This window comes from Lapidilactobacillus salsurivasis (assembly GCF_054785215.1).
Window position 1 is genome coordinate 1 of record NZ_BAAABI010000004.1, and the last position, 11,810, is coordinate 11,810.

Consider the following 11,810-nt stretch of genomic DNA (forward strand, 5'->3'; position numbering starts at 1 on the left):
ACCACCTTGTGTGGGTCACCAAATATCGCCGACCAATTTTTGATACACCGCAGTATGTGGCGGAAATGCTTGAGATCCTAAAAACCACGGCAACTGATAACGAGATCACGATTGAACAAGCAGAGGTCATGCCGGATCATGTGCACCTTCTTTTGAGCTTCAAGCCCAAGTATGCGCCCGCAAACGTTGTCAAGATCTTAAAGGGTGCATCAGCTCGGACATGGTTCACAGCTCATCCTGAGACCAAGAAACTCCTTTGGGGTGGACATTTGTGGGCGCCAAGCTATTACATGGGGACACTCGGCAACATGTCAAAAGAGACGGTTGCCAACTATATTCAAAATCAGAGAACAGAAAGGGGCAAGGCGGGACGACCAAGCAAGAAAGCTAACTAGCGTTAGCAAGTGCAGGCTTTCCTCCTCTGACTAAAGTCTGAGGTTTCCCGCTCAAAATTGTAATGAAGAATTGGTCGCAATTTTTAATGCCTTATGGACAAGCGGTTGACGAGCTAAAATTGAAGTTTCGGGCATTACGAAAAGTTTATCAAAATCAAGGGGAGCATTCGCCGATTGAATTTGTGACGGGTCGGGTCAAGCCGGTCAACAGTATTCTAGAAAAAATGCAACGGCGCTATATTCGCGAGGATGTCTTGGAAACTGATATGCAAGACATTGCTGGTTTGCGAATCATGTGCCAATTTGTTGAAGACATTTATCAAGTGGCTGACTTGATTCGCCAGCGTAATGATATGACGGTGATCGAGGAGCGGGATTATGTGTCGAACAGTAAGCCGAGTGGTTATCGGTCGTATCACATTGTGATCGAATATCCGTTGCAGCTGATCGATCAGGAGAAGAAAGTGCTGGTCGAGATCCAGGTGCGGACGTTGTCGATGAATTTCTGGGCGACGGTGGAGCATTCGTTGAATTATAAATATCAAGGCGAGTTTCCTGAAGAGATCAGTGAGCGCTTGAAACGGGCTGCCGAAGCGTCGTTCATGTTGGATCAAGAAATGTCGGAGATTCGCGAGGAGATCCAAGAGGCGCAGCGGTATCAATATGACCAGCAGCAGGGCGATCCGGCAAGTCTTGAGGCAGATCTGTCGGCGGCCGACACTGGCACCGGCGCAGCAGATCACGCTGCTGGAACGGGCGTGCCAGCAAGCGACTCGTCACTTGCTCAGTCCGATGAACCAACAGCACCACAACATCCAAATGATAAAAATGGGGCGGCGTCATGAAAATCGCAGTTTTTGGCAATAGTGGCAGTCAATCAACGCGGGTAACCAATGAATTAAAGGCACGCTTGGCCGCGGTCAATATTCTGGTGGATCCGATCGATCCTGATTTGGTGATCAGCGTTGGTGGTGATGGGACGCTGCTGAATTGTTTCCATCGGTATAGTCATCAATTGGATCGAGTCCGCTTTGTCGGTGTCCATACTGGTCACTTGGGCTTTTACACGGACTGGCGGGACTACGAGCTGGCAGAGTTGGTGGAATCGATCGTGGCGGACCAAGGTCAAAGTGTCAGTTATCCGCTGTTGAACGTTGAAGTGGACTATGATGATCAAAATGAGCCTAGTCATTTCTTGTCGTTGAATGAGTCGTCGATTCGGCGGAACGCGCTGACGATCAAGGCGGACATTTATATTCGCGATGAGTTTTTTGAAAGCTTTCGTGGCGATGGGATTTGTGTGGCCACTCCCACCGGTTCGACGGGCTATAGCAAGTCATTAGGCGGGGCGGTTTTGCATCCGCGGTTGGAGGCGTTACAATTGACCGAGATCGCCTCGATCAATAATCGGGTTTTCCGCACGCTGTCCTCGCCGATCGTGATCGCGCCTGATGAGTGGATCACGGTCAAAACCAGCTGTGCCGCCGATTACACGTTAACGGTGGATCAGTTGAGCAGCCATAACCGCGCAATCAAGCAGATCAAATATCGGATTGCCGATGAACGGATTCGCTTCGCCAAATATCGCCATATGCATTTCTGGTCGCGGGTAGAAGATTCGTTTTTGGGCGCCCATCGTGAGGATAATGATGAACAACATGATGGCGTATAAGTGGATCTATCGCCAGGCGCCACATGAACGGCCGCTACTTTTGCAACAATTCTTGAAGCAACATGGTTTTTCGAAGGCGCAGATTGCCCGCTTGAAATTCTCAGGCGGACAACTTTTTGTTAATCACCACCAGCGTTACACCAATTATCAGTTGACTGATGGTGATGTGGTTCGGGTTTACTTGGCGCCAGAACCAGTGGCTGACTCGATCAGTCTCAGTCATTCTCCGCTGTCTGTGATCTATGAAGATGAGATGTTTCTGGTTTTGAATAAGCCACCGCTGGTTCCTTCGATCCCGTCGCGAAGCCACCCAACGGATACGATGGCTAATCGCGTCAAGGGTTACTTGGCCGCCCAAGGAGCGCCGAGTTTGGCGATCCATATCGTGACCCGCTTAGATATGGATACGTCAGGGCTGATTCTCTTCGCCAAAAGTTCTTACGCCCACAGCTTAATGGCGCAACAGGCCCAGACCAAACGCCTGCAGAAAACATATTTGGCGATTGCCGCTGGTGTGTTGACGCCGGCGCAAGGGCAGATCGACTTGCCGATTCGGCGGGCGGCAGAACATGGCATGCGGCGGATCATCGCGGCGGATGGCAAGGCCTCGCGCACCGACTACCAAGTGGTGGCGACCAGCGCCCACGCGTCCTTGGTGCGCTTGCGCTTATTGACGGGGCGGACTCATCAGATCCGGGTCCACTTGGCCGCCTTAGGTCATCCACTTTACGGCGATGCTTTGTATCAGGGACCACAGTGTGCGCAAGCGCCACGTCAAGCGTTACATTGCGCCCAGCTAAGTTTTTATCAGCCGATCTTGAAGCGAGAAATCACGTTGGTAGCGCCATTACCAACAGATATGGCGCGACTTTGGGCAGCGTTGTCATTAACGACTTAAGGTCGCTCAATGAGGTGAGTGCATGGAAAATAAACAGGAACCAACTGAAATTTTAAATGCCAAATTACTACAAGCCTTGGTTAAAGGCGAAAATAAGGTTTTTCGCAAAACCTTTTTAAACATGCATTTTTATGATCAGGCGCAGTTTTATCTGGCGCTTACTGATGAACAACGGCATTTGCTTTATCATATTTTGGATCCGCATGAAGTTGGGGATTTCTTTGATACGATTGAAGATGACCTGCCTGAAATGACGGAGCTTTTGGCGGAAATGGATCCGCAATACGCGGCGGAATTGTTGAACAGCATGTTCGATGATAACGCGGCGGATATTTTGGAGCACTTGCCGAAAGAAGACGTGGACCATTATTTGTCATTGATGGACAAGGCCGACGCCATTCAGTTGCGGAAACTGCTCCATTACGATACAGAAACCGCCGGCGGGATCATGACCACCAATTTCGTCAGTTTGCGGGCTGATTTAACGGTCGGTCAGGCTCTGGCCGAGTTGAAACGGGAGGCTGACGAAGCCGAGACGATTTACTATGTTTATCTAGTCGATGCCGATCGTTACTTGGTCGGGGTGATCACCTTGCGTGATTTGATCATTACCGACAATCACACAAAATTAGCGGAAGTGATGACGCCTAATGTGATCACCGCCAGCGTTCATGACGAACAAGCTGACGTCGCTCAGAAAATCCGGGATTACGACTTCATCGCCTTGCCCGTTGTTGACGACGCTCAGAAATTAGTCGGGATCATTACCGTTGATGACGTCATCGAAGTCATTGATGATGAGGCTCAATCCGATTACTCCGGGTTAGCCGGGGTCGATGTGGATGACGTTTCAGAAAATCCCTTCAAGGCCGCCTCAAAACGGTTACCATGGTTGATCACCCTTTTGTTCTTAGGGATGTCTACCGCCACCTTGATCAACCACTATGAATCGCTGTTAAGCGAAGCCAGTATCTTGGCGGTGTTCATTTCGCTGATCACCGGGACAGCCGGTAACGCCGGTACACAAAGTTTGGCCGTGGCGGTGCGCCGCTTGGCCTTGAGCAATGATGACAAACCCAAGTTATTGCGGTTGATCGGGAGTGAGATCTTGACCGGCTTGGTGACCGGGGTTGTCACCGGCTTAACGATTACCTTGATCGTCGGGATCTGGAAGCAGAATTTTGTCTTGGGTCTGACCATTGGCTTGGCCATGACCGCCGCCATCACCGTGGCCAATTTGGCCGGCAGTTTGATTCCCATGTTGATGGACAAATTGGGCTTCGATCCAGCGGTGGCCAGTGGACCGTTCATTACCACCTTGAGTGACTTGACCAGTGTGCTGATCTATTTCAGCATCGCTCAGATTTTCCTGCATGCTTTTTTGAATTGAGAACGGGTACTGTTTTGCTGGGCTGATCCCCAGCTAAAAAACCTGAAAGTAACGTCAATCGGAACTTGGCTGATTGCTTGCTTTCAGGCTTTTTTTATTCATTCATTTGGCCGGGCGGGCATGAAAGTAGGTTGGCCGCGGCTTGCGCTGCGAAATTCGGGGTGAGCTCGCTGTGGGCGCTGTTTTGAGCCAATCCGCAAAGTGCGCGGCTTGTCTCAAAATCAGGCCTTGTCCTAAGCGGCAGAGCCGCCAAGGACAATTTCACGGCGATCTCACCCCGAATTTCTCCGCTCCAGCCGCTCAACGTTTTAACAGCCGTTTGAGCACTCACGCCAATTGACAAGCTATCGCCAATTGATGAGGAGCCCCGCAATTGACGACCGTGGTTAGTGGTTATCAGCATTAAATTGGTGACACCAGTGCAGTCTGTCTGATGAACAAACCTAGCTCTCAGCGAATCAACTGAATCAGTCGATTTCCAACCATGAATCGTTCAGGAAACGAGTAAAAATGTTCAACCTACGTAAAATGTCTCGACCTCCTAATCCAAATCCGTTGGTATTGCAGTGCCACCATCAAAAGTAGGTTGGCCGCGGCTTGCGCTGCGAAATTCGGGGTGAGCTCGCTGTGGGCGCTGTTTTGAGCCAATCCGCAAAGTGCGCGGCTTGTCTCAAAATCAGGCCTTGTCCTAAGCGGCAAAGCCGCCAAGGACAATTTCACGGCGATCTCACCCCGAATTTCTCCGCTCCAGCTGCTCAACGTTATAACAGCCGTTTGAGCACTCACACCGACTAGCCAGCTATCGCCAACTGATGGAGAGCCACGCAATTGACGACCGTGGCTAGTGGTCACAAGCTTTAAATTGGTGACACCAGCGCAGCCTGTCTGATGAACTAAGGCAAGTTCTTGATGAATCAACCGAATCAGTTGGCCTTCACTCAAGTATTGTCTAGGGAGCAGGTAAAGTTGGTCAACCTACACATGATGGTCCGACCAACAAATCCGAATCCGTTGGTGTTGACATACCACCTCAAAAGTGGGCGATTGTTTGACCTCTATCTTGCAAAACCACTTCGTCAGATATCCAACTTCGATTGCAGATAGGCTCAATTCTGCCTAGCAACCGCCTCAGGACGTGTGGCTCAGCGGTGAGATTATTCTTAGCGATTTATCGCTTAGAATAAGGCTCGATTTGAAGACAAGCCGCTGGGCTTGCGGATTGGCTTCAAACGATGCCCACCGCGTTCCAGCCACGACAAACGTCCTGAGGCGGTTGCGTCTCCACTCAAACCCAGCACACCTAAAATCAAGCGAAGACTCAAAAACTGAACTTAGACCTTCTGCGGTAGCGTGACGGTAAACCGGGCGCCTTGTGGTTGCTGGTCACTGACCGTGATTGTCCCATGATGCTGAGAAACGATCAACTGCGCGATTGCCAGTCCTAAGCCGCTGCCCCCGGTTGCTTTGGAGCGGGAAGCGTCAGCGCGATAAAAGCGATCGAAAATATGGGCCTTGGCGCTATCTGGAATGGTCACGCCGGTGTCACTGACGCTAAATTGTGTGCGACCGTTGATATTCTTTACATTGACTGTGATACTGTCGCCGGTCTGGGTGTATTTTAAGGCGTTATCCAGCAGAATCACCAGCAGTTGCTGGAGTAATTGAGGGTCGCCCTGGAAATCATGGGGTTCGTAGTTCAGTAGGGTCAGAGATTTCTGTTGGCTGGCGGCGATTTCTTGATAAGGCGCCAGAAAATCGTTCCAGAAACTTGCCCCGGAGATTGTTTGCAAGGTCATTGGTAGGGCAGTGGCATCGGCGCGCGCCAAGGTCAACAGGTCGTGGGTGATTTTTTTCAGGCGGGCGGTTTCATTCAGGGCAGTGGCGATCGTTTCCGCCTCGGTTTCAATCTTTTCTTGAGGTTGGGTCAATAAATATTCCAAATTATTCTGGATCACGGTTAGCGGGGTGCGCAGTTCGTGGGCCGCGTCCGCGCTGAAATCCCGTTGGCGTTGCCAGGCGTTGATGATTGGTTTCATGCTGCGACGCGTCAAGAAATAAGCCAAGCCCACTGCCAGTAATTCGCAGATTGCTAAACTCATGACCAACACCAGCCGGAAATTCTTTAGCGCCTGGATCTGAGTATCAATATTTTGGATCAACAGGACATAATGCCCGGCGTAATGGGGTTCAGGGTTGCTGGCGCTGACCTTGACGAGCAAGGTACGGAAGTTGGCGGTTTGCGCCCCGCTAGTCACGCTGGTGGTGACCAATTGGTTTTTCTGGTCTTTGTTCAACTTGATTTTCTTGAAAAAGCGGTAATTCTGCTGACCGAGGAAATCCACATTCGTGATGTTGCCCTGACTGTCAAAAACCAAGGCATTGGCTTGAAACGGAATGCTGGGGGCGTCGGCGGGTTGGGGCGCTCGATTGGAGCGCAGTTGAGTTTGTTGTTGCGTTAAATCTTGGTCCACCGTGCGAAACAAACTGCTTTGGTAGAGGTTCAAGATCACCACTGCCAGAATCGCGAAAATCAAGGTGAAGCTGATCAATTCACTCCAAAATAGCCGTCGTTGCTGGTGTTGACTCACGGGGTCAGTTTTCATCGGCAGGGCCTCCAGGTTGTTCCAGCAGATAGCCAGCGTTGCGGATCGTGCGGATCGTTAGGTTGGCTTGGGCCTGTTTCAGTTTCTTCCGCAGATTGCTGAGGTAGACCTCGACCACGGTTTGTGCCGTGGTCGAATCGAAGCCCCACAAGCGTTCGAAAATCTGCGCCTTGGTCAAAATGATCTTGGGATTTTGCAAAAAGTAAACCAACAGGTCATATTCTTTGCCCGCAAAAGTTAGGTCCGTGGCGCCCACGGTGACCTGGTGGGTTTGCAGATCAACTTGGACGTTTCCTAGGCGCAATTTTTCCACGGTCACATCATGGCCGGAACGCCGCAAAAGTGCCTTGACGCGCATCAACAATTCCTCGCGGTGAAATGGTTTGACCAAATAGTCATCGGCGCCGAGATCAAAGCCTTGAGCCTTGTCAGCCAGCGTGTCTTTGGCGGTTAAAATCAAGACCGGCAGACTCAATTTGTCCTGTTGACGCCAGGCTTTCAAGATCGCGTAGCCGCTTTTGCCTGGGAGCATTAAGTCGAGAATCACCAGATCGAAGGCGCCGGTTTCACCAGCGACTTGGCCGGACAAGCCATTGGTCTCGATTTGGATCGTCGCGTCGTTCTTGAGAAAACGTTGGATGCCCAAAGCCAATTCTTGGTCATCTTCAATTAATAAAATATTGGTCGAGGTCATATTTCCTCCTTTTCTGAAACGTGCTCACCACCCCAGTGCTTTCCGCTTAGCTACGCAATTGTTCCGAAAGCGAAACCCGCTTTCAAAACAATTGCTAGGCTAATGCTCAGAAGCTGCCCAGGTCGGCTTGCACTCTTAGAAGTTTCGCAAAATGTTCATGTTTATTTAAGCTGACTTTATGGTTGGCCGGGTAAACTGAAGTCATTCATTAGTTAATCAGTATTTTGTAGTCAGCAGACGATGAATTACGCTTATTTTAGCACGTTTGCTGAGATGAATGATAAATGAGGTGACAATTTTGGATAGTACAACGCAGCAACACCCGCAAGCGCCACAACCAGCGGCGGTCAACAAACAACGCCCAGTGCGCGCGCGTCGGCGGCTTGATTGGTTCTTAGTTGGGATTTTGATCAGCGCGCTCTTTCTTTACGCCTGGAAAATTTGGGAGGCTGGCAGCGCCAATGATTTCTATACCGCGGCCATTGTCAGTATGACCAAAAGTTGGAAGAATTTCTGGTACGCCAGTTTCGATCCGGCGGGATTCATTACGGTTGATAAGCCGCCAGTGGCCTTATGGTTCATGGCGATCAGCGCGAAGATCTTCGGCGTGCACGGCTGGAGTGTCGTCTTGCCATCGGTTCTTTTCGGCGTCGGTTCGGTCTACTTAATGTATCGCTTGGTCCAGCCGAAATTCGGGCGCATCGCCGGTAATCTGGCGGCGCTGACAATGACCTTGACCCCGATCGTGGTGGCCGATTCTCGAACCAATAATATGGACGCCACGTTGATTTTCTTCTTATTATTAGCGCTTTACTTTTTGCAAAAAGCGACCCAGGCCCAACGACCTTGGTTCGTGATGGTCAGTTTCGGCTTGATCGGAGTTGCCTTCAACGTCAAAATGTTGCAGGCCTTTATGATTTTACCGATCATGTATGTTTACTACTGGTTGGCCACGAAGAAGCCTTGGCGGCGAAAGCTGGGGCATTTGGCCCTCGCCACGCTTTCCTTGGTTTTCTTCACCTTATTGTGGCCCTTATCCGTTGATTTGACTAGCGCCAGCGAGCGCCCGTATGAAGGTGGTTCGGAAACCAATTCGGTTTTGGAATTGGCTTTCGGCTATAACGGGACCCAACGCTTGCTGGGACAAACAACCGGTACCGGTGCTCGATTCAGTGGGATGGGTGGCAGTCGTTCAGAAATGGGTGGCGGCCAAACGCCACCGTCTGGCGATGGCACCGCTCAGGCTGGTGGTAACACAGCTGGCGCCAGCGATGGCACCACCGGGAATACGAATGGTGGGAGTAATACGCAAGCGGGAACGCCACCAACGGGAACACCACCAACGGGAACACCGCCAAGTGGTAGTCCTGGAAGCAGTAATGGCGCCACTACTGGCAACAGCCAAGGTCAGGGTGGTACGCCGCCAGCTGGCACCGCGCCTAGCGGGAATGGCCAGACCGACGGCACCACTAACGGGAACACGACGGCCGGCAACGGCACTGATGGGACGACCAATGGCAACACGGCCAACGGGAACACCACAAATGGCAACAGCACCAACGGCAACACCACTAATGGGACGACGACTCCCGGCGGCCCTGGTGGTCAGCAAATGAGAACAGGTGGTCCTGGCGGTGGAAACGGTGGCGCAGGTGGGGCCTTCAATATTGGCACCGCGGGACCTTTCCGAATCTTCCAGAAGGCTCTTGGTCAACAGGTTAGTTGGCTGCTGGCCGTCGCGATGGTTGGCTTGATCGGCGCGTTTTATTTCTATCGCCGGCGCAAGAACCGTTGGTACCAAACCACCGCTCGCCAAAATGAAGTGATCCTCTGGGCGGGTTGGTTGATTTTGACTTATGGATTCTTCTCCGTCGCCAGTTTCTTCCACCCTTACTATATGATCATGTTGGCGCCAGCGATCGCCGCGTTAGTCGGCATTGGGTTACCAGCCATTTGGCGGCAATTCTGGGCCAAGCGGAACCACTGGACTTTGGCGCTTTTGCCCTTGGCCATTCTGGTCACCAGTGGGTTACAGGCTTGGTATGTCTATAGCTATTACCCATGGTTAAGCTGGATCTTGTTGCTGGCCGGCGCGACAGCCGTTGCTTTGCTGTTGATCGGTAAGTTCAGTAATTTGAAAAAGAAATTAGTTCCGAGCATTCTGGTATCCAGTACGATCGCGATGGTGATCGCCCCGGCGTGGTGGTCCTTGACGCCAACGCTTTCCGGCGAATCCGCGGCGATTCCTTACGCCAGTCCGTCACTGTTGAGTACGGGGGGTAGTCAGGCAGGTGGGCTTGGTAGCGAAACCGTTAATAGTGGGCTACTCAGTTATCTGCAGAAACATCAAGGCAGCGCGACTTACCTGTTTGCGACGACCGATTCTGGCACAGCTGCCCCTTATATTATCGCTACTGGTGACGCGGTGATGGCCATCGGTGGCTTCAATGGCACCGATCCGGCGATCACGTTGAAGCAATTCAAGCAACTGGTCAAATCCGGTCAACTGAAGTATTTCTATGTCGCTGGCAAGAGCAGCAACAATACCATTGTCAAATGGGTCGAGAAGTACGGGAAGCAAGTCGCCGCTAGCAAGTATGGCGGCACGGACACCACCAGCACCAGTCAAAATAGTGGCGCCGGCCAAACTAATGGGACGACCACCGATGATGGGGCGTCGAACGGGACGACTACCATTGATCCTGGCAGTGACGATTCAACGGCGACGACCACGGATACTACGACCACGGACACTACTACCACGACGAAGTTAGCCACAGGCAGCAATGGCCCAACCACGAACAACAATCAAACCACAACGACTCAGCAAGGTGGTCCTGGCGCAGGTCTAGGTGGTGAAAGTGGCACACTATACGACTTAACCGGTATTTTTGACTAAGCTGGCAAGTTCCGGTGGCCATACTTGACCACCTTGCAACTGAGAAAAAAGACGGTGCCCCTAGCTGACGCAGCGGCACCGCAACGAACAATGAAAGGAGTTGTGCTATGACTCAAGAAACGATTTCGATTGTGTTACCTGTGTTCAATGAACATGAAATTTTGCCGACAACGATCCAAACTTTAGAGAATTTCGTCGCGGCGCAGTCACAGAACTATGAATTGATCTTTGTTGATGATGGCTCCAGTGATTACAGCGCCACGATCATTGAACATGCTCGTCAGCATTATGCCAACATCAAGCTGGTGCAGTTTGCTCGGAATTTCGGTCATCAAATCGCGATCACTGCGGGGATCCGCTATGCCAGCGGCGATGCGATCGTCGTGATGGACGCCGATCTGCAAGATCCCCCGGAAGTGATCAACGCGATGATCGCGCAATGGCATCAAGGTTATCAAGTTGTTTATGGCAAACGCGTTCAACGCGATGGCGAAACCTGGTTCAAGAAAACCAGCGCCCATCTTTTCTATCGCTTGCTGGCGCGACTCACCGACGTGGCCATTCCCACAGATACTGGGGATTTCCGCCTGATCGATCGCCAAGTCGCCGAAGTTCTCAAACGAATCAACGAAGATGACCCCTATGTGCGCGGGTTGATCAGTTGGGTTGGTTTTCGGCAAACGGCGGTGAGTTATGAACGCCACGAACGCCTAGCCGGTGAAAGTAAATATCCCCTGCGGAAAATGATCAAATTGGCGCTGGATGGCATCACCTCGTTCTCGGAAGTGCCCTTGAAGTTAGCCACTTGGTTTGGCGGCGGCTTGCTAGGGGGAGGCCTGCTGATCGGACTGATCAATTTATTGACCGGTAACCTTGGCGGCACGGGACTGATTGCCTTCCTACTAGTGAGTCTAAGCGGCTTGATTCTCCTGACCATCGGGGTGTTAGGCGCCTATCTGGGACGCATCTTCACCGCCAGTCGCCAACGGCCATTGTACATTGTGGCCAAGACGGAGGGGTTTCGCCAGAGCAACAGCCACACCCTGACTTGGGAACAACGCCAGATGACCAATTGACACCGACCCACCAAAACACCAAACAAAAACGCTAGCGGCGGCAGCCGTTAGCGCTTTTTGGCAGTTCTGAAATTCGTGATGACGATATTGATCGTTCCGATCAGCTTGGTTGCAATCACTGCAACGCGCCGCTTGGAGCCGGTTCGTTTGCCCGCATGCCGCCGGTCACCTGGTGAACTGACG

General features: G+C 51.7%; 12 protein-coding genes. 7 read left to right on the plus strand and 5 right to left on the minus strand.

Annotated elements, in window-relative coordinates; genetic code table 11:
• The 5 genes from tnpA to mgtE form a co-directional block, all read left to right on the plus strand.
• Positions 1-395: IS200/IS605 family transposase (gene tnpA, locus ACYVSB_RS05845; RefSeq protein ID WP_461218746.1), on the plus strand; the 395-nt coding region annotated here is incomplete at its 5' end.
• Between the two features lie 62 nt (positions 396-457).
• Positions 458-1,240, plus strand: coding sequence for a GTP pyrophosphokinase (locus tag ACYVSB_RS05850; RefSeq protein WP_125600847.1), 783 nt, complete (start codon positions 458-460; stop codon positions 1,238-1,240).
• Positions 1,237-2,067: an NAD kinase gene (locus ACYVSB_RS05855; RefSeq protein ID WP_125600845.1), complete on the plus strand. Its 831-nt coding sequence runs from the start codon at positions 1,237-1,239 to the stop codon at positions 2,065-2,067. The genes ACYVSB_RS05850 and ACYVSB_RS05855 overlap by 4 nt, the downstream gene beginning before the upstream one ends.
• The gene (locus tag ACYVSB_RS05860) at positions 2,054-2,965 is read left to right on the plus strand and encodes an RluA family pseudouridine synthase (RefSeq protein ID WP_225422200.1); all 912 of its coding nucleotides are present in this window, start codon (positions 2,054-2,056) and stop codon (positions 2,963-2,965) included. Before ACYVSB_RS05855 ends, ACYVSB_RS05860 begins: the two co-directional genes overlap by 14 nt.
• Positions 2,966-2,987: 22 nt before the next feature.
• Positions 2,988-4,355, plus strand: coding sequence for a magnesium transporter (gene mgtE, locus ACYVSB_RS05865; protein ID WP_125600842.1), 1,368 nt, complete (start codon positions 2,988-2,990; stop codon positions 4,353-4,355).
• 94 nt (positions 4,356-4,449) lie between these two features.
• Here the strand turns inward: mgtE and ACYVSB_RS05870 are convergent, their stop codons facing one another.
• The 5 genes from ACYVSB_RS05870 to ACYVSB_RS05890 all read right to left on the minus strand — a co-directional run bounded on the left by ACYVSB_RS05870 (position 4,450) and on the right by ACYVSB_RS05890 (position 7,652).
• A complete protein-coding gene (locus tag ACYVSB_RS05870) occupies positions 4,450-4,758 on the minus strand; it encodes a hypothetical protein (RefSeq protein ID WP_379861687.1) in 309 nt (102 codons plus the stop codon).
• Positions 4,759-4,874: 116 nt separating this feature from the next.
• Positions 4,875-5,273 carry a hypothetical protein gene (locus tag ACYVSB_RS05875; protein WP_379861685.1) on the minus strand — a complete coding sequence of 133 codons (399 nt, stop codon included), beginning with the start codon at positions 5,271-5,273 and terminating at the stop codon, positions 4,875-4,877.
• A gap of 210 nt (positions 5,274-5,483) precedes the next feature.
• Positions 5,484-5,609, minus strand: coding sequence for a hypothetical protein (locus ACYVSB_RS05880; RefSeq protein ID WP_263853211.1), 126 nt, complete (start codon positions 5,607-5,609; stop codon positions 5,484-5,486).
• A 77-nt stretch (positions 5,610-5,686) separates the two neighbouring features.
• Positions 5,687-6,958, minus strand: coding sequence for a sensor histidine kinase (locus tag ACYVSB_RS05885; RefSeq protein ID WP_125600831.1), 1,272 nt, complete (start codon positions 6,956-6,958; stop codon positions 5,687-5,689).
• A complete protein-coding gene (locus ACYVSB_RS05890; RefSeq protein ID WP_125600828.1) occupies positions 6,948-7,652 on the minus strand; it encodes a response regulator transcription factor in 705 nt (234 codons plus the stop codon). Before ACYVSB_RS05890 ends, ACYVSB_RS05885 begins: the two co-directional genes overlap by 11 nt.
• Positions 7,653-8,016: 364 nt before the next feature.
• Between ACYVSB_RS05890 and ACYVSB_RS05895 the strand changes: the two genes are divergently transcribed.
• Together ACYVSB_RS05895 and ACYVSB_RS05900 are read left to right on the plus strand one after the other, a co-directional pair.
• Positions 8,017-10,551 (plus strand): glycosyltransferase family 39 protein, encoded by a 2,535-nt coding sequence (locus ACYVSB_RS05895; RefSeq protein WP_461218909.1) that lies wholly within the window; start codon positions 8,017-8,019, stop codon positions 10,549-10,551.
• A gap of 107 nt (positions 10,552-10,658) precedes the next feature.
• On the plus strand, positions 10,659-11,627 hold the full coding sequence (locus ACYVSB_RS05900) for a glycosyltransferase family 2 protein (RefSeq protein ID WP_125600822.1): 969 nt from the start codon (positions 10,659-10,661) through the stop codon (positions 11,625-11,627).
• The last annotated feature ends 183 nt before the right edge of the window (positions 11,628-11,810 follow it).